Raw genomic sequence first — 21,436 nt, 5'->3', positions numbered from 1 at the left:
CGGCCGGCTCAACCTGATGGAAACCCTTGCCGAAGGCGTCGCCGCGCGGGTTCTGGCGCACAAGCAGGTGGCGCAGGTCTGGCTGCGGGTGGAAAAGCTGGATCGTCTCAGCGGCGCCCTGGGGGTCGAGATCGTGCGAGCAGCACCGCTGGCCCCTGTGGCCGAGGCGCATGCCGTCCCAACCATGGTTCTGGTGGATGACACGGCTCTGGACGATCCCCGGCTGGTGGACCGTCTGGTTGATCTGGCCGGCGACGCGCCGGCTGTGCTGTGCGTCAATCCCGTTGCGCAGCAATTGCCCGTATTCGACGGTCTGATCGCCCCGGTGACGCGCCGCATCACGCTGCTGGCCTACGAACAGGCGGCCTGGCGATTGGCGTCCCTTGATCCGCGCTTTGTCGTGGTCGATTCGCGGACCGAGATGGACTGGGCGTTGCGTCATGACAAGATCTCGGTCTGGGCGCCGTCGAAGATCGTCGTCGATGCCCGTGAAGACGCGCCGCCGTCGCCGCTGACCATGCCGGTGCTGGCCGCCTGGCTGGCGCGACGGCTGGAGGCTGCGGAAGTTCTCTGGCTGACCACGGATCGGGCAGAGCCCCTGTCCTTGGCCCCGGATCTGCCGCCCTTGCGGCCCGTGCCGCTGTCGTCCGGGGCCTGATCGGATAAGCTGCGGCTATGACCGCGTATTACCGCCCCCTCGTTCAAACAGATGCCGCCCGTCCGTCCGAGGCCCTGCCGCTGGCCGGTGGCTGGGGCTGGTTCACCCATGTGGAGGTGTTGCGCCGGGATGCATCGCCACGCATCACCAGCACCGAGGTCTTGCCGCCGGATGTTCGGGACCGCCTGTGCGCGGCCCGCGCCCCGCTGGCCGGGCTGACCCTGACCGACACGCCGCGCCTGATGGGCATCGTCAACGTGACGCCCGACAGTTTCTCGGACGGCGGACAGTTCCTCGCCGCCGAGGCCGCCATCGCCCACGGACGCCAATTGCGGAGCGAGGGCGCCGACATTCTGGACATTGGTGGCGAATCGACCCGTCCCGGCGCGGTGGAGGTTTCGGAGGCGGACGAGATCGCGCGCACCGCGCCGGTGATTGCCGCGCTGGCGGCGGAGAGTTCGGTGCCTGTCTCCATCGACACCCGCAAGGCCGCCGTGGCCGCGCGGGCGCTGGCCGAAGGGGCGGCGATCATCAACGATGTGTCGGCCATGGGGTTCGATCCCGAAATGGCCGCAACCATAGCCCGCGCCGCCGTACCGGTCTGCCTGATGCATGCGCAGGGACTGCCCGACACCATGCAGCGCGATCCGCGCTATGGCGATGCGCTGCTGGATGTCTATGACGCGCTGGAGGCCGCGATTTCCCGCGCCGAGGCCGCAGGCATCCCGCGCACCCGCATTCTTGCCGACCCCGGCATCGGCTTTGGCAAGACCACGGCGCACAACCTGGATCTGTTGCGCGGCCTGTCGCTGTTCCACGGGCTGGGCTGCGCGCTGCTGATCGGCGTGTCGCGCAAGCGGTTCATCGGCGAGATCGGGGCCGCGCCAGAGGCGGCGGACCGCGTCCATGGCTCCATTGCCGTGGCCCTTGCGGCCGTGGCACAAGGGGCGCAAATCATCCGGGTCCACGATGTGGCGGCCACCAGACAGGCGCTCAGCCTGCACCGCGCCGTCACCGGCCCCCGCGAGACGAGGCAAGGAGCAGACCCATGAGCCAGCGCAAGCTTTTCGGAACCGACGGTGTGCGGGGCCAGGCCAACAGCCATCCGATGACGGCAGATCTGGTGCTGCGTCTGGGCGCCGCCGTAGGCCGTTATTTCCGCCGCGACGGATCGAACGGTCACCGGGTGGTGATCGGCAAGGACACGCGCCTGTCGGGCTATATGCTGGAAACCGCGCTGACGGCGGGGCTGACCTCGACCGGCATGAACGTGCTGCTGCTGGGGCCGGTGCCGACCCCGGCGGTGGGGTTCCTGACAGCCTCGATGCGGGCCGATCTGGGGGTAATGATTTCGGCCAGCCACAACCCGTCCACCGACAATGGCATCAAGTTCTTCGGCCCCGATGGGTTCAAACTGTCCGATGAGGCCGAGGTCGAGATCGAGGCCCTGGTCGAAGGCGAGATCGAACCCGCCCGTCCCGAAAACATCGGCCGGGCGCGGCGCATCGATGAAGGCCGGATGCGCTATGTTGAATACACCAAGACCACCTTTCCCCGCTCGTTGCGGTTGAACGGGCTGAAGATCGTGGTGGATTGCGCCAATGGCGCGGCCTATCGCGCCGCGCCCGAGATTCTGTGGGAACTGGGCGCCGAGGTCGAGGCCATCGGCGTCACGCCGGACGGCTTCAACATCAACAAAGGGGTCGGCTCGACCGCGCCGCAGGCCGCTGCCGCGCGGGTTCTGGAAACCGGCGCCGATCTGGGAATCTGCTTGGATGGCGATGCCGACCGCATCATCCTGATCGACGAGACCGGGCAGGTCACCGATGGCGACCAGCTGATGGGCCTGCTGGCCAGCCGCTGGGCCGACGAAGGCCGGCTGGAGGGCAACACGCTGGTGGCGACGGTGATGTCGAACCTCGGGCTGGAACGGTTCCTGCATGGCCGGGGCATCGGCCTGCAACGCACCAAGGTCGGCGACCGCTACGTGGTCGAGGAAATGCGCCGGGGTGGGTTCAACCTGGGCGGGGAACAGTCGGGCCATATTGTGATGACCGACTATGCCACCACCGGCGACGGTCTGATGGCCGGGCTGCAGTTTCTGGCGGCGATGGTGCAAAGCGGTCAGCCGGCCTCAAGCCTGACCCGGGTGTTCGACCCGTGCCCGCAATTGCTGAAGAACGTCCGCTATGCCACCGGGGCTGATCCGCTGGACAGCGATCAGGTCAAGGCCGCGATCCGGGCCGCCGAAAGCGATCTGCAAGGGCAGGGCCGCCTGCTGATCCGCAAGTCCGGCACCGAACCGCTGATCCGGGTCATGGCCGAAGCCGAGGACGAAGGCCTGATGACCCGCATCGTCGATGGTCTGGTCGGAGAAATTCAGGCCGCGGTCTGATCCGGCATTCAGCGCCGTCAGCGCACGCGGGTCAGGGCAATTCCTGCCAGGATCAGCGCCATGGCCAGGATCAGGTTCAGCGAGATTGGCTCGCCCAGCAGCAGCGCGCCGAAGATCACCGACCAGACCGGCACCTGATAGGCGGTCAGGCTCATGAAGCCGGGTCCGACGCTGCGCACGATCAGCACGCGGATCAGGTTGGCGACGCCGGTGGGCAGCACGCCGACCCAAAGCAGCGCCAGTAGGGGCAGGCCGGCGGGCAGAGTCGGCCAGCCTTCGAAAATCAGCGCTAGGATCACCAGGACGATGGCGGCAATGCCGGTCATCAGCCGGGCCAGGCGGATCGGATCGATGGGCGGGCAGCGGCGCGTCAGGATCGAGGCGCAGGCATAGCACAGCGTTGCCCCGATACAGGCAATGCGGCCGCCCATGGCCTCGCCGCCGCCCGCCAGCAGGCTGCGCGGCCCGATCAGCAGGACGACGCCCAGAAAACCCGCCAGAACCCCCAAGGTGCGCCAGCGGGTCATGGTCTCGCCCGGCACGAAGACATGCGCCAGCGGCAGCACGAACAGCGCGACGGCGGCCATGGAGACGCCCGCGAAGGACGAAGGCACGGTTTGCAGCCCCCAGGTCAACAGTGCCATGGGCAAGGCCGCGCCCAGCAGGGCGATGGCCAAGACAAAGCGCCAGGGCAAGGGGGTGGGGGGGCGGTATTTGCCGGCTGCGGCCAGCCCGGCCTCGATCGCCAACAGCGTCACCGCGCCGATCACCAGCCGTCCGGCGGCCAGCCACAGCGGCGACATGTCTTCCAGCGCCACGCTCATGCCCATGAAGGCGGTGCCCCAGATGATCCCGAGGCTGATCGTTCCGGCCCAGTGAATCGGGCGCGGATCGGAGAGGGCGGAGCTGGACATGAAGGTTTCGGGGGGGCGGCACCTGCCGCGAAAAAAGGGACCGGCGCGCCCGCAAGCGCGCCGGTCGGATCGCTTAGTTCTTTTCTTTGTCGACCATCTTGCCGGCCGAGATCCACGGCATCATGCCGCGCAGCTTGGCGCCGGTTTCTTCGATCAGATGCTCGTCGTTGGCGCGACGCGACGCCTTGATGGTCGGCTGACCGACAGCGTTTTCCAGCATGAAGTCACGCACGAACTTGCCCTGCTGGATGTCGGTCAGAACCGCTTTCATCCGGGCCTTGGTTTCGTCGTAGTTCAGGATGCGCGGGCCGGTGACGTACTGGCCGTACTCGGCGGTGTTCGAGATCGAGTAATCCATGTTGGCGATGCCGCCTTCATAGATCAGGTCGACGATCAGCTTCACTTCGTGCAAGCACTCGAAATAGGCCATTTCCGGCGCATAACCGGCTTCGACCAGGGTTTCGAAGCCGCAGCGGATCAGCTCGACCAGACCGCCGCAGAGAACGGCCTGCTCGCCGAACAGGTCGGTTTCGCATTCTTCGCGGAAGTTGGTCTCGATGATGCCCGAACGGCCGCCGCCGATGGCCGAGCAGTACGACAGCCCGATTTCCAGCGCCTTGCCGGTGGCGTCGGTATCCACGGCCACCAGGCAGGGCACGCCGCCGCCCTTGGTGTATTCGCCGCGCACGGTGTGACCGGGGCCCTTGGGCGCCATCATGATCACGTCGATGCCTTCTTTCGGCTCGATCAGGCCGAAGTGCACGTTCAGGCCGTGGGCGAAGGCGATGGCCGCGCCGGGCTTGATGTTGTCGTGCACGTATTTCTTGTAGGTCTCGGCCTGCAGCTCGTCGGGCATGGTGAACATGATCACGTCACACCAGGCCGCCGCTTCGGCGATACCCATCACTTGCAGACCTTCGGCTTCAGCTTTCTTGGCCGAGGCCGAGCCTTCGCGCAAGGCGACGACAAGGTTCTTGGCGCCGCTGTCGCGCAGGTTCAGCGCGTGGGCGTGGCCTTGCGAGCCATAGCCGAGGATGGCGACTTTCTTGTCCTTGATCAGGTTCACATCGCAGTCACGGTCATAGTAGACGCGCATGGGGATCTCCTTCCCGATTGATTATGGGCGCAGCATAGGGGCTGATATCCGCAGGAACAGGAAGGAAAGGTTCGGATTATCGGTGTGAAACGAAATTGATATTCGTGAAATCGGGTGATACGCGGACAATCATGCAAATCGACGACATGGATCGCAGGCTGCTGCGCTATTATCAGGCCGACCCGGCCTTGTCGGCCGCGGCCCTGGCCGAAACCGCCGGGCTGACCCGTGCGGCCTGCTGGCGGCGGCTGGAAAAGCTGCGTGCGGCGGGGGTGATCCGCGGCGTGCGCGCGGTGATCGACTGGGGCAAGCTGGGCTATGCGGTCGAGGTTTCGTTGCGGGTGGCGGTGGACAAGACCCAACCCGGTGCTTTCGACGCGGTTGTGGCGCGGGCTCGCGAGATCCCCGAGGTGATCGAGATCCAGACCTTCCTGGGCCGGGTGGATCTGCGCCTGTCGGTGCGCGCGCGCGACATGGCGCATTACCAGCAGATCTATCACGACCGCATCCTGACCCTGCCGCATCTCGCCGATATCGAGGGGCTGATGCGGGTGGCCACCATCAAGGATGACGAAAGCCTGCCGCTGTGATCGACCTGGACGATCTGGACCGCGCCTTGCTGCGGGCGCTGGCGGCGGATGCCAGTCAAAGCGCCGGGGCGCTGGGGCGGAATCTGGGGCTGTCGCAACCGGCCACATGGCGGCGGATCCGGCGGCTGGAGCAGGCGGGTATTCTTGCCGGGCGGCGACTGGATCTGGACAAGACGCGGCTGGGATTTGGCGTCACGGTGTTCCTGGGCATCAAGCTGGCGGCGCGCGGGCGCACCAGCCTTGAGGATTTCGAACGCGCCATCAGCGCCATCCCCGAGGTTCAGGCCGTCCACCATGTGCTGGGCCGCTTCGACTATCGCGTGCGGGTGGTGGCGCGCGATCTGGCGGATTTCGAACGGGTGCTGCGGCGGCGGGTCATGACCCTACCGTCGGTGGGCGACATCGAATCCAACGTGGTGCTGAGCGAGGAAATCCGCCCCGGTCCGCTGAGGGCCGCAACGGGGTCTGTGGACTGAAACCTCTTTGCACCGGCCCCGCTCCCGCGTTAGCCCTTTAGGCAACATGTAACAGGAGGCTGCCATGGCACTGCTCAACACGGTCGATCCAGACGGACTGGACGAATTCTCGGTGGTGTTCACCGACCGCTCGCTCAACCACATGTCCGCCACCTTCCAGCAAGTGATGCGCGACATCAGCGCGATGCTGAAAGAGGTCTATCACGCCGAGGCGGTGGCATTGGTGCCCGGCGGTGGCACCTATGGAATGGAGGCGGTCGCGCGCCAGTTCGCCCGCGGCGCCCGCACGCTGGTGGTGCGCAACGGCTGGTTCTCCTATCGCTGGAGCCAGATTTTCGAAGCCGGAGCCTTTGCCGCCGAGAGCACGGTCATGAAGGCGCGCCAGACCGGCAACGGCCCGGCGGCCCCCTTTGCGCCGGCGCCGATCGAGGATGTGGTGGCCCGGATCCGGGCTGAAAAGCCCGACGTGGTCTTTGCCCCGCATGTGGAAACCTCCGCCGGGGTCATCCTGCCCGATACCTATGTCACGCAGATGGCCGCCGCCGCCCATGAGGTCGGCGCGCTGATGGTGCTGGATTGCATCGCCTCGGGCTGTGTCTGGGTCGATATGGAAACCACCGGGGTGGATGTGCTGATCTCGGCCCCGCAGAAGGGCTGGTCGGCCGCGCCCTCGGCCGGGCTGGTGATGATGGGGCCGCGCGCGCTGTCCCGGCTGGAGCAGACCCGGTCGGACAGTTTCGCGCTGGACCTGAAGAAATGGCACCAGATCATGCAGGCCTATGAAAACGGCGGCCATGCCTATCACGCCACCATGCCCACCGATGCGCTGCACGCCTTCCGTGACACCGTGGCCGAGACGCGGGACTATGGGTTCGACCGGCTGCGCACGGCGCAATGGGCGCTTGGCGACGGGGTGCGGCAGATGCTGGCGGCGAAGGGCGTGACCTCGGTCGCTGCCGAGGGCTTCGGCGCGCCGGGCGTTGTGGTGAGCTACACCAGCGATCCGGCGATCCAGAACGGATCGAAGTTTGCCGCCGAAGGCCTGCAGATCGCCGCCGGGGTGCCGCTGGCCTGTGACGAGCCCGAGGGGTTCATGACCTTCCGGCTGGGCCTGTTCGGTCTGGACAAGCTCTATGACGTGGAGGCGACGCTGGGGCGGTTGAAACCGGTGCTCGACAAGGTTCTGTAGGCGCGTCTCTGGCCGGGGACAGGTGCCTCCGGCGGGAGTATTTTGGCCAAGAAAAAGGAGTGCGGGCGCGCTATCCCTTGGCGCCGAGGCCCAGCTGCATCAGGCGTTTGCGCACCGGCGACAGGCCATAGAGTGCGGCCAAGCCGCTGCGGCGCAGGTCGCGCAGGGGCTGCGGGCTGAGCATGGACGCGCGGTTCAGCAGATCGACGCCGGTGATGCGGGCCAGCACTTCGGGACGGCGGGCGCGGGTGTAGCGGGCGAGGCTCTCGGCGCTGCCGAGGTCCTGCGGGGCGGCTTCGATCAGGTCGAGCAGTGTTGCAAGGTCGGCCAGCGACATGTTCAGCCCCTGCGCGCCGATGGGCGGCACCACATGGGCGGCTTCGGCCATCAGCGCGATGCGCGGGGCGTCGAACCGGTCGGCGATCTGGCTGATGATCGGCCAGAGCGTGCGCTGGCTGGTGAGCGTCAGTGGCCCGTAAAGCCCGCCCGAACGCGCGGTGGCGGCGGCGGAAAACGCGTCCTCGTCCAGTGCCAGAAGACGATGGGCTTCCGGCCCATGCTCCATCCAGACCACGGCGGAACAGGGCAGACCCTTGTGATCGGGCAGCGGCACCAGCGTGAAGGGGCCGCCCGAGCGGTGGATCTCGGTCGAGACATTATCGTGCGGCGCGTCATGGGTGACAGCGAAGGCCAGCGCCTTTTGGGCGTAGCGGGTGGTGCGCACGCCGATGCCGGCCTGTTGGCGCACCGTGGAGGTACGGCCATCGGCGGCCACCACCAGCCGGGCGCGGGCGCGGCTGCCGTCGGACAGTTGCACGATGGCCTCGGCGCTGCGGGGCAGCACATCGCGCACGCCCACGCCAGTACGGTGGGTGACCGTTGGCTGGTCGGCGACGGCGCCCAGGAATTCGCGCCGCAGCAGCCAGTTCGACAGGTTCCAGCCGAAGGGACGGCTGCTGATGTCGGCGGCGTCGAAGTCTCGGGTCAGGCGCGGTTCGGTGGTCACCCCGCCGGCATCGACGATGCGCATGATCTGCAGGTCGGCGGCATGCGGCGCCAGCCGGTCCCAGACGCCGATGCGGTCCAGAAGATCGCGCGATGGCTGCAGAAAGGCGGTGCTGCGCAGGTCGGCACCCTGGGCGTCACGCTCGGTCACCGGGACGGCGGGATCGACACAGAGGGTGCGCAGGCCGAGGTGGCCGAAGGCCGTGGCCGCCGCAAGCCCGGCGATGCCGCCGCCGGCGACCACGATGTCAAAGTCCTGGATTGCGCTGCTCATGGCATCCCCCACCTGGTTCCGCTGCACAGAATAGCGGTTTCTGCGGCGGGGGGGAGAGCGGCGTCTGGCCGCGCAGGCTCAGCCGCGCGAGATCATCACCAGAACCAGCGCCATGACGCCCACCAGGGCCAGGGCCGGAACGATCAGACCAGCAAAACCGAAGAGCGCGATCGCGCCGCCCCAGGTAGCGAGGGCCAGAACGGCGAGCAGAAGGGTGCGGAACTCGGTCCCTGTCCAGCGTTGGCTGTGGGTCGGGTGATCGGGCGTGGCGGTCATGGCGTGATCCTTGAAACAGGGGGGGTGATGCCGCCTGATGCCACAAGAAATGCTGCAAGTGCAAACATGCCCGCGGTCGCAGCGACCTTAGTCGCATATTTGCCGCAAAAAGCCTGTCAGATCGTCGGTGCGATAGTGGAGGTGACCCGCATCCATGGCCTCGTGGTCAGGGGCCACATGCACCGTGCCCAGCCCCAGATCATGTGGGACGGCGAGGTTTCGGGGATCGTCCTCGAACATCACCGCCTGTTCCGGGGCAAGCCGGGCGCGGGCGAAGACGGTCTCGAATGCCACGCGGGCCGGTTTGGGGTGATAGGCGGCGTGTTCGATGCCGTAGATGGAGTCGAACAGGCCCGACAGGCCGCGCGCCGCCAGTACCCGTTCAGCGTAGGGGGCAGAGCCGTTGGTGTAGACCATCTTGCGCCCCGGCAGCGCCGCGATGGCCGCACGCAGGTCCGGATCGGGCGACAGTGGCGCCAGGTCGATGTCATGCACATCCACCAGATAGGGCACCGGGTCGAGATCATGCTCGGCCATCAGCCCGGCAAGGGTGGTGCCATAAAGGTCCCAGTAGTGCTTGCGCAGGCGGTCGGCCTCGGCGCGGGGCACGTCCAGCGCGGTCATCACGTAGTCGATCATCCGCACCTCGATCTGATCGAACAGCCGGGCCTGCGGCGGGTAAAGCGTGTTGTCGAGATCGAAGATCCAGACGCTGCGGGTGTTCAGGGCGCGGGGCATGATGCGGGTTTGGCGCAGTTCTGCCGGGGGGGCAAGCATCGGCTTGCCCTTTTGCCGGGGAAAACGGTAGTTTGGGCCGCGAGGAGGACCGCAATGTCCGTCAGCAAGCACCCCAACAAGGATGCCTACGAATTGATCCTTGATGCGATCGACGTGGGGGTCTTCCGGCCCGGCGACCGTCTGGTCGAAAGCGAACTGGCCGAGCGGTTCGGCGTGTCGCGGACCCCGATCCGCGAAGCCTTGCAGCGGCTGGAGACCCAGTCCCTGCTGGCCCGCGACGGGCGCAGCCTGATCGTGGCCTCGCTGGACCACAACCAGTTGGCCGAGTTGTACGTGGTGCGGGCCGAGCTGGAAGGGCTGGCCGCGCGTCTGGCTGCCCAGCATTCGACGCTGGAGGAGATCCGGGTCCTGCGCGACATGGTGGCCAGCGATCTGGAGCTGATCGACGATCCCAGTGCACTGTCGCGGGCCAACAAGCGGTTTCACCGGCAGATCCACCTGGCCTCGCACAACCGCTATCTGGTGCAGCAACTGGATCTCGTGCATCGGACCATGGCGCTTCTGGCCTCGACCTCGCTGGCGGTGGAGGGGCGCGGGGAGACCGCGCTTGCCGAGCATGGCGCCATCGTCGATGCGATCGAACGGCGCGACGGTGACGGGGCGGAGGCTGCCCTGAAAATCCACATCTCGAAAGCCTTCGAGACGCGGCTGAAGCACGATTCCGCAAACATGGACGCGGTGTCCTGAGACGCGGTCAGGCCGGCAGGGCGGCGCCAAGGCCCGGCGCATCGTCCAGCCCGTGTTCGGTCTTGTCCCAGAAGAACGGCCGGTAGGCCATCTCGACCAGCGCCTTCAGGGCGGCCAGCGATTGCAGCATGAAATAGGGGTTCAGCGCCAGAATCCACGGGGTCAGGGTGCGATGCCCGGTGCGGCGCAGCGCCAGGATGGCCAGCGCCAGATTGATCCCTTCGCACAGGATCAGCACTGAGGTGATGGTGACCAGCGCGCCAGTCGACAGCAGGTCCTGTAGCGGATGCGGCAGACCGAGGGCGATCAGCCACCAGCTCCACAACGTCGGGGCGAGCAACGCCTGCACCAGCGCGCTGAGCAGGATGACCTGCACCGCGAAGAACCCGCGCGGGCCAAGGTCGCGCCAAAGCTGCCCCGGCCGGCGCATGTGCGTGGCGTAGGTCATGGCATAGCCCTTCATCCAGCGCGAGCGCTGGCGGATCCACGGCCACAGCCGGCAGTTGGCCTCTTCCATGGTGGTGCTGTCGATCAGCTCGGTCCGGTAGCCGTGACGATACAGGCGAATGCCCAGATCCGCGTCCTCGGTGACGTTGAACGCATCCCAGGCGCCGATCTTTTCCAGCACCTCGCGGCGGAAGAACAGGGTGGTGCCACCCAGGGGGATCGGCAGGCCCAGGCGCGAAATGCCGGGCAGGACCATGTTGAACCACACCGCATAGTCGATGGTGAAACAGCGCGACAGCCAGTTTTGCCGGGCATTGTAGAACGACAGTCGTCCCTGCAGGCAAGCGATGTCGGGCGGCGCTTCGTTGAAGCGGGTGACCACATGGGCGATCTGATCCGGGTCCGGCGCGTCCTCGGCATCATAGACCCCGACAATGCTGCCGCGGCAGTGATCCAGCGCGTGGTTGAGCGCCCGCGGCTTGGTCTTCACCATCCCCTCGGGCACGGTCAGCACCCGGATGTGGACCGGCAGGATCGTGCGTTTCAGGCAGGCGCGGGTGACGGCATCGTCGGATTCCACGATCAGGCAGATGTCCAGCAGCGCGGCGGGATACTTGATCCGTTGCAGGCGGCGCAGCAAACGCTCGGCAATGCGATCCTCGCGGTAGAGCGGCACCAGAAGCGACACCACCGGCCGCTTCAACCGCGAGGGCGGGTGCAGGCGGATGATCTTGGCGTCGGGCTGCAAAGCTGGCCTGCGGAACGCCGCGATCCCGGCCATGGTCTTGAGCGCGGTCAGCGAGATCAGCGCCAGCAGGGCCAGACAGGTCAACAACCAGAAGGCCAGCACCGGCGCGGCCAGAAACCCCGCGATGATGCCCAGACCAAGGCCAATGGCGGCCAGGCGGAACGGACGGCAGGTCCAGGCGCGGCAACTGTCCAGCGCGGCCAGGCGGCGTTCGTTGCGATGGCGGACTTCCAACGGAAGACAGCGGTTGAGACTGCGCCGCAGCCCGGTTTCCGAGGTCAGCGCCAGCATGACCGGGCCGAACAGCGCCTCCAGTGTCGCGCGCTCGGCCTCGAACCGTTCGGGGTAGACTGCGGCGATGACCGTTGCGGCGCCGATACGGCGCCAGGGCACCATGCGCTGCGCCAGGCAGGCGTCCAACCCCATAGTCTGGATCAGCGCAGGATCGGGGGCATGGGCCTCAAGATCGATGCGGCGCGCGCCCCATTGGTCTTCCAGCGCCGCCAGCAGATCATGTTCTGCCAGCCCGCTTTCGACCTGAAGCAGCGAGCCCAGATGCGCGGCCATGGTGCGCTGGCGCAGCAACAGGCTGGCCAGTTGCGGCGGCGTGATCAGGCGCTTGGCGCAAAGGATCTCCCCCAGCCGGGTGCGGGAGCGCGGCACAGCCGCCGCCGACGGGCGGACGCCCGTGCCTGCGACAACAGAGAGAAGCTGGCCTTCCATGGCGGGTTCCTTGTGTAGGACCCACCAAGACTGACCTCAGCTTGGTTAAATCGCCTTTAATTCAAAAGCGAATCAACCGGTCCCTCAAGCCATAGCGGCGCGAAACCGCTCAAACAGATAGAAACTGTCCTGCGGGCCGGGGCTGGCTTCGGGGTGATGCTGCACCGAGAACACCGGGCGGTCGGCCATGCGGATGCCGCAGTTGGAGCCGTCGAACAGCGAGACATGGGTCTCGATCACACCATCGGGCAGGGTCTGGCTGTCCACGGTGAACCCGTGGTTCATCGAGGTGATCTCGACCTTGCCGGTGTCCAGATCCTTGACCGGGTGGTTGGCGCCGTGATGGCCGTGGTTCATCTTGACCGTCTGCGCGCCCAGAGCCAGCGCCAGCATCTGGTGACCCAGACAGATGCCGAAGACCGGCAGATCGGTGGTGTCCAGGATCTGGCGGATCATCGGCACCGCATAGGTGCCGGTGGCGGCGGGATCGCCGGGGCCGTTCGACAGGAACACGCCTTGCGGGTCGTGGGCCAGGACCTCTTCGGCAGTGGCGGTGGCGGGCAGCACGGTCACATCGCAGCCGGCCGAGGCCAGGCAGCGCAGGATGTTGCGCTTGGCGCCATAGTCGATGGCCACGACCTTGGGGGCTGCACCCTCGCGCTTGCCATAGCCGTCGGGCCAGGCCCAGCGGGTTTCGTCCCATCTGTAGGACTGGGCGCAGGTCACATCCTTGGCCAGATCCTTGCCCACCAGCCCGTCAAAGCCGCGCGCCGCGGCCACCAGGGCCTCGATGTCGAACTGGCCGTCGGGGTTGTGTTCCAGCGCCACATGGGGCGCGCCCTGCTGGCGGATGGCGCGGGTCAGACGGCGGGTATCGACCCCGCCCATGCCGATCCGGCCCTGTTTGGCCAGCCACGGTCCCAACTCCTGCTGGGTGCGCCAGTTCGAGGCCAGTGTCGGATCCCATTTCACCACCATGCCCTCGGCCACCGGTTGAGCGGTCTCGTCATCCTCGGTGTTGGTGCCGACATTACCGATATGCGGGAAGGTGAAGGTCACGATCTGGCCCGCATAGGACGGGTCGGTCATGATCTCCTGATAGCCGGTCATCGCCGTGTTGAAGCACAATTCGGCGGTGGTGCGCCCGGTTGCTCCGAACCCGATTCCGTAGAACAGGGTGCCATCGGCCAGGGCGAGGCAGGCGGTAGGCGCGGGCGTAGCGGACATGGCGCATCTCCGTGGGAAGCAAAGGGAAAAATCGCACGATCCCTAAGGGGGGGCGCAGGGCGGGTCAAGGGTTCGTGAACACGACCGCAAGGTGCGAAGCATCCTGCCCTTGTCACATTGCTGTCACCGACCTACAAAGCGGGTTGGAGTTTTATGGGGATGAAGCACCGATGGACCTTAAAACCAAGGTTTCAAGCCAACTCAAACAGGCGATGAAGGACAAGGACACCCGCCGGTTGTCCACCTTGCGCCTGATCAATGCGGCCATCAAGGATCTAGAGATCGCCAAGCGCAATTGCGAAGAGGGCGATGACGCGGCCCTGGGCAATGACGAAGTGCTTGGCATTCTGACCAAGATGGTCAAGCAGCGCCGCGAAAGCGAGCGCGCCTATGAAGAGGGCGGCCGTCTTGAACTGGCCGAGCAGGAGCGCGAGGAAGCCGAAATCATTGCGGAATTCCTGCCCAAGCCGCTGAGCGACGCGGAAAAGGAGCAGGCCATAAAGGACGCCATTGCCGATAGTGGCGCAGGGTCGCTGCGCGACATGGGCAAGGTGATGAGCCTGCTGAAACAGCGCCACGCCGGACGGCTGGATTTCGCAACCGTCGGGCCGGAAGTGCGCGAGCGTTTGGCCTCGTAGCGCCCGCAACATCGGAAAACTGGAAAGGGCCTCTCGGGGCCCTTTTTCTATGCGTGCGGCTGATGACCGGGCGCGGCGCTGGCGGCAACGCGGGGCAGAAGGTCAGCGAGAATCAGGTAGAGATCCGCGCGTTCGTCGCTGGACAGGAACGCGCCCAGTTCAACCTCGCGCCCGGCGCCCTTCAGGGTCAGGTATTTTTCCACCGGACCGGCCTTTTCGTGCAACTGCACCGTCACCCAATAGGGATTCGCCTGCCAGGATTGATCCGGCTGCCGCCGGGCGCGGCGGATCAGCGTCACGCGATCGGACCAAAGGGTCAGCTCTTCCAGGATCTCGCCATCGCGATAATTCTTCTGCAGCAGTGCCCACATCAGCGCCAGCGCCACCAGCACGAAGGGCAGAAGGCCCCACAGCACCGGCGTGCCGATCACCGCCAGCAGCGGCACCAGGACCAGCACAAAGGTGATGGCGATGAACAGAACGAATCCCTTCTTGGGCAAGGACCGATGCGGCCACAGGTGCAGCACCGCCAGCGGCGGCTGCCCCCGGTCATGAAAAGAGGCCCCGGAAATCTCCGGGGCCTCTTTCGTTTCATTGACCCATTCGATGGGCATTCAGTGCGCGTGGCCCTTGTCCCAGTCGCTCTGCTTGGGGAGCGTCTCGAAGGTATGCTCCGGCGGCGGCGAGGGCAGGGTCCATTCCAGCGTGTCCGCGTACTCGTTCCAGTAGTTGTTCTCGGTCACCTTCTCGCCGCGCGTCAGCGTGTACCAGACGATATAGATGAACAGAACGAACGAGGCGAAGGAGATGAACGCGCCGATCGAGGAGACCGTGTTCCAGAAGGCGAAGGCTTCCGGATAGTCGATGTAGCGGCGCGGCATGCCCTGACGGCCCAGGAAGTGCTGCGGGAAGAAGGTCAGGTTGGAGCCGATGAACATCATCCAGAAGTGGATGCGGCCCAGCCCTTCGGGATACTGCCGCCCCGACATCTTGCCGATGTAGAAGTAGATCCCGGCGAAGATCGCGAAGACCGCGCCCAGCGACATCACATAGTGGAAGTGCGCCACCACGTAGTAGGTGTCGTGGTAGGCCCGGTCCACAGCCGCCTGGCTGAGCACGATGCCGGTCACGCCGCCCACGGTGAACAGGAACAGGAAGCCGAAGGCCCAGAGCATGGGCACCTTGAACTCCACCGAACCGCCCCACATGGTCGCGATCCAGCTGAACACCTTCACCCCGGTGGGCACGGCGATCACCATCGTGGCCAGCATGAAGTAGGACTGCTGCGTCAGCGACATGCCCACGGTGTACATGTGGTGCGCCCAGACGACGAAGCCCAGAACCCCGATGGCCACCAGTGCCCAGACCATCGGCAGGTAGCCGAAGATCGGCTTGCGCGAGAAGGTCGCGATGACATGGCTGATGATGCCAAAGCCGGGCAGGATGATGATGTAGACCTCCGGGTGGCCGAAGAACCACAGGATGTGCTGGTAGAGGATCGGGTCACCGCCGCCAGCCGGATCAAAGAAGGTCGTTCCGAAGTTGCGGTCGGTCAGGAGCATGGTGATGGCGCCTGCCAGAACCGGCAGCGACAGCAGGATCAGCCAGGCCGTGACGAAGATCGACCACGAGAACAGCGGCACCTTGAACAGGGTCATCCCCGGCGCGCGCATGTTCAGGAAGGTGGTGATCATGTTGATCGCGCCCAGGATCGAGCTGGCGCCCGACACGTGCACTGCGAAGATCGCCAGGTCCATCGACATGCCGCCCTCGGTCGTCGAGAGCGGTGGATAGAGCACCCAGCCCACGCCCGAGCCAAGCTGGCTGTTGCCGCCCGGTGTCAGCATCGAGGCGACGCCCAGGCACACCCCGGTGACATAGAGCCAGAACGACAGGTTGTTCAGACGCGGAAACGCCATGTCCGGCGCGCCGATCTGCAACGGCATGAAATAGTTGCCGAAACCGCCGAACAGGGCTGGAATCACCACGAAGAACATCATCAGGACGCCGTGATAGGTGATCATCACGTTCCAGATATGTCCGTTCGGCGTGCAGGGGTCGGCCATGAAGCCTTCCATGCACATGAACTGCACACCGGGGCTCATCAGCTCCAGCCGCATGAACACGGTGAAAAGGACCGAGATCAGACCGACAACACCTGACACGAACAGGTAGAGGATCCCGATATCCTTGTGGTTGGTTGACATGAACCACCGAGTGAACCAGCCGCGCTGGTCTTCATGGTCATGGCCGTGAATGGCTGCGTCCGCCATACGTGCCTCCCGATTGCTAATTCCTACCGGACGCAGGGGTCCGGACTTCACGATGTTTGTAGTCGTCCGCCCATGCCGGTGCAATGACAGACAGCGGTTTGATCTGTGTCATTGTACCGCCACAGTGTGCGCGTTTAGCTTGGCAGTCTCGGCGCGTAAAGCGCCGTTGCAGCTTGAGAAATCAGACTATCGCATGTGAGCATGAGAGCTCCGCGACATTTTGTTACGGTTGTTTCGGACGGGTGCGCACACCAAGGGCCTGACTTGCCCGCAGCGCAAGGGGATCATCCCCGCTGCGCCTGATCCAGTTTGCACAAGTCGCGCAAAAGCGTGGCTATGGTCTTGTCGGCGCGGGGCACCTCGACACCCTTGGTCCAGTCCTCAACCTCTGCAACCAACTCTGACGGCAGTGCGCAATCACACGACTGCAAGCGAGCGATCATGGCCTTCGCGAGGTCTTGCAACGCCGCAGGTTGGCTGTAGGTATCGGGATCCACAAGGGGGCGGGCCTTGTAATACTCATAGTCCCACCACTTGGGATCCTCGTCGACGGCAGATCGGTCGGCCGGGGTCATCCGATTCATGAGATTCCGGTTGGCCGGAAACAGGTGGTGAAGCACATAGGCCACAAGATCCTCGCGCAACACCCATGGCGTCGGCTCCTTCCAGTTCAACTGGCGTGCGGCGGCGAATTCCACCTGAGGCGTGTGCGCGTTCTTCCGAAATTCCCGGTTGCGGGTCATGAAATACAACAGCGAGGTCGGAATGCCCGAGTTGCTGTTGGCCAGCGCCGGGGGCTCGGCATCCAGAATGTCGTAGAAGCTGCGGACCGCATCCGAACTGGCCAGCCGGACCGAAACACGTTCCACACCCGGAACCTGGGACCAAACATGCGCAAGCGCGTTCCAGCGAGCTGACTCGATATTTGCGCGCACAAACCGGTCCAGCGTGACATCGGACCACACGCCCCACTGCCACCAGGCGCTGTTGAGCCATTCTGCTGGTGGCCGGACAAAGACCACCACATGGGCTGACAGGTTTTCCCTTTCAAGAAACCGGCTTTCCCTGAATTGCCTTGCCCGATTGATCCAGCCCTCGGCGGACAGGATGGGGGTGCGGCCGCCCTCGACAATCTTGCGCAGGTGACCCGGCATCTGTTCCATCCACGGGTTGGGCTGGTTCGGGGTGGCATCGGGCGAGGAAGTGTAGCCGAAGACCGACTTGCGCGCGTCTGTCACAACGTCTTCGCCCGCGATCATCCCGCCACGGTGATGCGCTGCGACATAGGAAAATTTCTGCCCCGAGCGGGACTGGAAGTCCGGCTGTTGCGACAGCGTCGCCTGCAGCGAACTGCTGCCGCACTTCGGCGCACCAATGTGCAAGACGATGTCTTCCTTGATACTCATGACCGCAACTTTCCTTGTCGTTCCTGCCGGGCAGGGACCACCGTCTATATCCTGGTCTGGCAAGCTTCCAGCGCAGATCGGTCGAACGTCTTGCGCAGGGCGGCGTCCACGTCGTCCATCGTCACCGGCAAGCCCAGATCTACAAGGCTGGTCACCCCATGCTCGCGGATGCCGCAGGGGATGATGCCGTCGAAATGGCTCAGGTCCGGCTCGACGTTGATCGACAGGCCGTGGAAGCTGACCCAGCGGCGCAGGCGCAGGCCGATGGCGGCGATCTTGTCTTCCTGCGGGGTGCCGTCCGGGTTCAGCGGCTTGTCATGGCGCACCACCCAGACCCCGACGCGGCCGGCGCGGCGTTCGCCCTTGACGTTGAACTCGGCCAGCGTGTCGATGACCCAATCCTCGACCTGGGCCACGAACTGGCGCACGTCGCGCCCGCGCTTTGTCAGATCCAGCATGACATAGGCCACGCGCTGGCCGGGGCCGTGATAGGTGTATTGCCCGCCCCGGCCGGCATCATAGACCGGGAAGCGGTCCGGATCGGTCAGGTCCGCGGGATCGGCGCTGGTGCCGGCGGTGTACAGCGGCGGATGTTCCAACAACCAGATCTGCTCGTCGGCGGTGCCGTTGCGGATGGCGGCGGCACGGGCCTCCATCGCCGCCAGGGCGTCCGGATAAGGGGTTAAGCCGTCTGTGATGGTCCAGGTAACCACGCGCGTCCTCATGTGTTTCCGGCAGGTTCTAGCGGGCGCCGTGGCGCGGGGCAATCGGCAAAGCCGCGCGGGTCGGCGGCCCGTTGAGCCGCGCGGAACCATGCGGTCGGCGGCGGCGAAAAAAGTGCCTTCCGTGCCGGGAAAACCGCTTCACATCCCCGAAACGGTCGGATACACCCCCGCCACTGTCACTGAGATGCGGTCGTGGCGGAATTGGTAGACGCGCAGCGTTGAGGTCGCTGTGGGGTAACTCCCGTGGAAGTTCGAGTCTTCTCGACCGCACCAGGACAGACCTTCGGACATGGCCAACTGGCAACAGCGTCAAGCCGGATCGCCCGCGTTTCGCGGCGCTATCCCAGCACCTGCAGCCAGAACCAGACCGTTCCCACCGACACCGCCGTGCCCAGCAAGACCGCCGATGCGGCGACCCGGCGGGCCGAACCGTACATGTCGGCAAAGACATAGGTGTTGACGCCGGGCGCCATGGCTGCCGTCAGGACGGCGGCGCGGAACGCGTCGTGCGGCAGGTCCAGAACCTGTCCCATGACCCAGACGATCGCCGGATGCACCAGCACCGAGATCGCCACGATGAAGGCGATGGCCTTGGCGTCGCCCTCGGGGCGATAGCGGGTCAGCACGCCGCCCAATGCAAACAGCGCCGCCGGAAGTGCTGTGCGGGCGATCAGGTCGGCGGCATCGTTCAGCGCACCGGGCACCGGCAGCCCGGTCAGGTTGACCAGCAGACCCAGCGCCAGCCCGATCACCAGCGCGTTCGAGAACATCGCCTTCAGGATGCGCAGCGAGGTGCGCCAGGTGCTCTGACTGCCGCCGCGCACGATTTCCATCGCGGTGATGCCCACCAGATAGCAGAACGGCGCGTGGATTGAGATGATGGCGAAATTCGGGGCCAGCGACTCGGCCCCGTAGGCGCGCTCGGCAATCGGCAGGCCCAGCATGACCGAATTGGAAAACAACCCGCAAAAGCCGATGGCGACGCAATCGCTCCAGGATCTCTGGAACAGGAAACGCGCGCCCAGAAAGCCCAGCACGAACCCGGAGAACGCGCCGACATAGAAACTGGCCAGCAGGCGCAGATCGAAGCCCGCCGAAAGGTCCAGCGTGGAAATTGCGCGGAACAGCAGGCAGGGGATTGCGAATTTCTGCGTGAACTGCATCAGCCCGTTCACACTGCTGTCGCTGAACAGCCCGCGTGCGGTGGTCAGGTACCCCGCGCCGATGACCAGAAAGACCGGAAGGACGACTTCGATCAGCGCGCCCACGGGTCAGACCGGGAATCTGACGGTAAGCCCGTCATGCGCCGGCACCACGTGGTCCGGGGTTTCGGCGGCCACGGTGGCATAGTCCAGATCTATGTGCATGTTGGTCAGAATGGCGCGGCGCGGCGCGAGCCGTGCGATCCAGTCCAGACTGCGGTCCAGATGCGCATGGGTGGGATGCGGCTTGCGGCGCAGGGCATCGACGATAAAACAGTCCAGCCCTTCCAGCATCGGCCAGGTGGCATCGGGGATCTCGGAGACATCGGGTAGATAGGCCACGTCGCCGATGCGGAACCCCAGCGCGTCGATCCCGCCATGGGCCACGGAGAAGGGTCGCAGCACCACATCGCCGCCGGGGCCGGGGACCACCACATCGCCAGTAATCAGTTTCAGGTTCAGGATCGGCGGATAGGGCGAGCCCTCGGGCTGCACGAAGGCATAGCCGAAGCGCGACAGCAGGTTGTCGCTGGTGTCCGCATCGGCCCAGACGTCCAGACGCTCGCGGGTGTTGAATACGATCTGGCGCAGGTCATCCAGCCCGTGCACATGGTCCGCGTGGCTGTGGGTATAGACCACGCCGTTCAGCACGCCGACGCCGGAACTCAGCAATTGATCGCGCATGTCGGGCGAGGTGTCGATCAGCACCGTCGTGGTGCCCTCAGGGCCTTCGCGTTCGACCAGCAGCGAACAGCGCCGCCGTCGGTTGCGGGGGTTGTCGGGGTCGCATTCACCCCAATGCCCGCCCAGCCGGGGCACCCCGCCGGACGATCCGCAGCCCAGAATGGTCAACCGGATCTCATCCATCAGGCGGTATCCGCTGCACGCCAGGCGGCGGCCTTGGCAAACAGGCGGTCGAAATTGGCGCTTGTCTGGCGGGCGAAGTCCTGTGCGCTGACGCCGAAGACCTCGGCCCCGACGGAGGCGGTTTTGGCGACATAGGCCGGCTCGTTGCGCCTGCCGCGATGTGGCGGCGGGGCAAGATAGGGGGCGTCGGTCTCGACAAGGATGCGGTTCAAGGGGGCTTCCTTGAAGATGTCGCGCAGGTCTTGCGAGCGCGGGAAGGCCGCAATGCCCGACATCGACAGGTAGAAGCCCAGATCCAGCATCGCCAGGCCGAGATCGCGCCCAGACGAGAAGCAGTGCATCACGCAGTCAAAGGCCCCGGCCCGGTGTTCCTCGGTCAGGATGCGGGCCATGTCTTCGTCGGCGGCGCGGGCATGGATGATCAGCGGCAGGCCGGTCTGCCGGGCGGCCTCGATATGGATGCGCAGGCTGTCCTGCTGCACGCCCTTGCTTTCCGAGGTGTAGTGATAGTCCAGCCCGGTCTCTCCAATACCCACGAATTTCGGATGTGCCGCCAACGCCACCAGATCCTCGACCGTGGCCAGCGGTTCCTCGGCCGCGCTCATCGGATGGGTACCGCCGGCCCAGAACACCGGATCATGCGCCTCGGCAATGGCACGCACCTGCGGGGCGTTGCGCAGCCAGGTGCAGATGGTGACCATACGTGTCACCCCAGCCTCGGCGGCGCGGGCGACCACCTGGGGCAGTTCGCCCTGGAAATCCGGGAAATCAAGGTGGCAATGGCTGTCAACCAGCCGGGGCTGTAGGGGATCTGTCATGACG

Annotated in this window: 21 protein-coding genes, 1 tRNA gene and 1 pseudogene; 9 read left to right on the top strand and 14 right to left on the bottom strand. The window is 65.6% G+C overall.

The window, feature by feature from the left end; translation table 11 throughout:
- The 3 genes and pseudogenes from AB0T83_RS06545 to glmM form a co-directional block, all read left to right on the top strand.
- Positions 1-658: pseudogene (locus AB0T83_RS06545) on the top strand (dihydroneopterin aldolase); the annotation flags it as partial.
- Between the two features lie 17 nt (positions 659-675).
- Complete coding sequence (folP, locus tag AB0T83_RS06540; RefSeq protein ID WP_366192234.1) at positions 676-1,710, top strand: dihydropteroate synthase; 1,035 nt, start codon at positions 676-678, stop codon at positions 1,708-1,710.
- Positions 1,707-3,053, top strand: a complete 1,347-nt coding sequence (glmM, locus tag AB0T83_RS06535) for a phosphoglucosamine mutase (RefSeq protein WP_366192233.1) — start codon at positions 1,707-1,709, stop codon at positions 3,051-3,053. Before folP ends, glmM begins: the two co-directional genes overlap by 4 nt.
- A gap of 17 nt (positions 3,054-3,070) precedes the next feature.
- Here glmM and AB0T83_RS06530 read toward each other — a convergent pair whose 3' ends face one another.
- Both AB0T83_RS06530 and ilvC read right to left on the bottom strand, forming a co-directional pair.
- Positions 3,071-3,967: a DMT family transporter gene (locus AB0T83_RS06530; RefSeq protein ID WP_366192232.1), complete on the bottom strand. Its 897-nt coding sequence runs from the start codon at positions 3,965-3,967 to the stop codon at positions 3,071-3,073.
- A gap of 73 nt (positions 3,968-4,040) precedes the next feature.
- Complete coding sequence (gene ilvC / locus AB0T83_RS06525; protein WP_366192231.1) at positions 4,041-5,063, bottom strand: ketol-acid reductoisomerase; 1,023 nt, start codon at positions 5,061-5,063, stop codon at positions 4,041-4,043.
- 131 nt (positions 5,064-5,194) lie between these two features.
- On the opposite strand from ilvC, the gene AB0T83_RS06520 reads away from it, so the two are divergent.
- The 3 genes from AB0T83_RS06520 (at position 5,195) to AB0T83_RS06510 (ending at position 7,318) form a co-directional block, all read left to right on the top strand.
- Positions 5,195-5,653 carry an Lrp/AsnC family transcriptional regulator gene (locus tag AB0T83_RS06520; RefSeq protein ID WP_366192230.1) on the top strand — a complete coding sequence of 153 codons (459 nt, stop codon included), beginning with the start codon at positions 5,195-5,197 and terminating at the stop codon, positions 5,651-5,653.
- Positions 5,650-6,129, top strand: coding sequence for an Lrp/AsnC family transcriptional regulator (locus tag AB0T83_RS06515; protein WP_366192229.1), 480 nt, complete (start codon positions 5,650-5,652; stop codon positions 6,127-6,129). Before AB0T83_RS06520 ends, AB0T83_RS06515 begins: the two co-directional genes overlap by 4 nt.
- Before the next feature lie 64 nt (positions 6,130-6,193).
- Positions 6,194-7,318: an aminotransferase class V-fold PLP-dependent enzyme gene (locus tag AB0T83_RS06510; protein ID WP_366192228.1), complete on the top strand. Its 1,125-nt coding sequence runs from the start codon at positions 6,194-6,196 to the stop codon at positions 7,316-7,318.
- A gap of 70 nt (positions 7,319-7,388) precedes the next feature.
- Here AB0T83_RS06510 and AB0T83_RS06505 read toward each other — a convergent pair whose 3' ends face one another.
- From AB0T83_RS06505 to AB0T83_RS06495, 3 genes are all read right to left on the bottom strand, one after another.
- Positions 7,389-8,597, bottom strand: coding sequence for a UbiH/UbiF family hydroxylase (locus AB0T83_RS06505; RefSeq protein ID WP_366192227.1), 1,209 nt, complete (start codon positions 8,595-8,597; stop codon positions 7,389-7,391).
- 78 nt (positions 8,598-8,675) lie between these two features.
- Positions 8,676-8,873: a hypothetical protein gene (locus AB0T83_RS06500; RefSeq protein ID WP_366192226.1), complete on the bottom strand. Its 198-nt coding sequence runs from the start codon at positions 8,871-8,873 to the stop codon at positions 8,676-8,678.
- Positions 8,874-8,960: 87 nt separating this feature from the next.
- Positions 8,961-9,611, bottom strand: a complete 651-nt coding sequence (locus tag AB0T83_RS06495; RefSeq protein WP_366192225.1) for a pyrimidine 5'-nucleotidase — start codon at positions 9,609-9,611, stop codon at positions 8,961-8,963.
- Between the two features lie 93 nt (positions 9,612-9,704).
- Between AB0T83_RS06495 and AB0T83_RS06490 the strand changes: the two genes are divergently transcribed.
- Positions 9,705-10,358, top strand: coding sequence for a GntR family transcriptional regulator (locus AB0T83_RS06490; protein ID WP_366192224.1), 654 nt, complete (start codon positions 9,705-9,707; stop codon positions 10,356-10,358).
- A 7-nt stretch (positions 10,359-10,365) separates the two neighbouring features.
- Here AB0T83_RS06490 and AB0T83_RS06485 read toward each other — a convergent pair whose 3' ends face one another.
- Both AB0T83_RS06485 and carA read right to left on the bottom strand, forming a co-directional pair.
- A complete protein-coding gene (locus AB0T83_RS06485) occupies positions 10,366-12,276 on the bottom strand; it encodes a glycosyltransferase (protein WP_366192223.1) in 1,911 nt (636 codons plus the stop codon).
- Positions 12,277-12,360: 84 nt separating this feature from the next.
- Complete coding sequence (gene carA / locus AB0T83_RS06480; protein WP_366192222.1) at positions 12,361-13,503, bottom strand: glutamine-hydrolyzing carbamoyl-phosphate synthase small subunit; 1,143 nt, start codon at positions 13,501-13,503, stop codon at positions 12,361-12,363.
- A gap of 170 nt (positions 13,504-13,673) precedes the next feature.
- On the opposite strand from carA, the gene AB0T83_RS06475 reads away from it, so the two are divergent.
- Positions 13,674-14,141 (top strand): GatB/YqeY domain-containing protein, encoded by a 468-nt coding sequence (locus AB0T83_RS06475; RefSeq protein ID WP_366192221.1) that lies wholly within the window; start codon positions 13,674-13,676, stop codon positions 14,139-14,141.
- A 47-nt stretch (positions 14,142-14,188) separates the two neighbouring features.
- Here the strand turns inward: AB0T83_RS06475 and AB0T83_RS06470 are convergent, their stop codons facing one another.
- From AB0T83_RS06470 to lipB, 4 genes are all read right to left on the bottom strand, one after another.
- Complete coding sequence (locus tag AB0T83_RS06470) at positions 14,189-14,755, bottom strand: DUF2244 domain-containing protein (RefSeq protein WP_366192220.1); 567 nt, start codon at positions 14,753-14,755, stop codon at positions 14,189-14,191.
- Positions 14,756-16,414 carry a cytochrome c oxidase subunit I gene (ctaD, locus tag AB0T83_RS06465; protein ID WP_366192219.1) on the bottom strand — a complete coding sequence of 553 codons (1,659 nt, stop codon included), beginning with the start codon at positions 16,412-16,414 and terminating at the stop codon, positions 14,756-14,758.
- Between the two features lie 284 nt (positions 16,415-16,698).
- Complete coding sequence (locus AB0T83_RS06460) at positions 16,699-17,820, bottom strand: hypothetical protein (RefSeq protein ID WP_366192218.1); 1,122 nt, start codon at positions 17,818-17,820, stop codon at positions 16,699-16,701.
- A 44-nt stretch (positions 17,821-17,864) separates the two neighbouring features.
- A complete protein-coding gene (gene lipB, locus AB0T83_RS06455; RefSeq protein WP_366192217.1) occupies positions 17,865-18,635 on the bottom strand; it encodes a lipoyl(octanoyl) transferase LipB in 771 nt (256 codons plus the stop codon).
- 96 nt (positions 18,636-18,731) lie between these two features.
- On the opposite strand from lipB, the gene AB0T83_RS06450 reads away from it, so the two are divergent.
- Positions 18,732-18,818: transfer RNA gene (locus tag AB0T83_RS06450), tRNA-Leu, on the top strand.
- A 65-nt stretch (positions 18,819-18,883) separates the two neighbouring features.
- On the opposite strand, the gene AB0T83_RS06445 is transcribed toward AB0T83_RS06450, so the two are convergent.
- Genes AB0T83_RS06445 through AB0T83_RS06435 form a run of 3 tightly spaced genes read right to left on the bottom strand, consistent with a single transcriptional unit; the run spans position 18,884 to position 21,432 of the window.
- Positions 18,884-19,813 (bottom strand): AEC family transporter, encoded by a 930-nt coding sequence (locus tag AB0T83_RS06445; protein ID WP_366192216.1) that lies wholly within the window; start codon positions 19,811-19,813, stop codon positions 18,884-18,886.
- 3 nt (positions 19,814-19,816) lie between these two features.
- A complete protein-coding gene (locus tag AB0T83_RS06440; RefSeq protein ID WP_366192215.1) occupies positions 19,817-20,614 on the bottom strand; it encodes an MBL fold metallo-hydrolase in 798 nt (265 codons plus the stop codon).
- Positions 20,614-21,432 (bottom strand): TatD family hydrolase, encoded by an 819-nt coding sequence (locus AB0T83_RS06435; RefSeq protein ID WP_366192214.1) that lies wholly within the window; start codon positions 21,430-21,432, stop codon positions 20,614-20,616. Before AB0T83_RS06435 ends, AB0T83_RS06440 begins: the two co-directional genes overlap by 1 nt.
- Between the last annotated feature and the right edge of the window lie 4 nt (positions 21,433-21,436).

The sequence above is a fragment of the Meridianimarinicoccus marinus genome, from assembly GCF_040689105.1.
GTDB lineage: Bacteria > Pseudomonadota > Alphaproteobacteria > Rhodobacterales > Rhodobacteraceae > Meridianimarinicoccus > Meridianimarinicoccus marinus.
The sequence above is the reverse complement of the archived record's forward strand: the minus strand, read 5'-3'. Positions and strand labels throughout refer to the sequence as shown.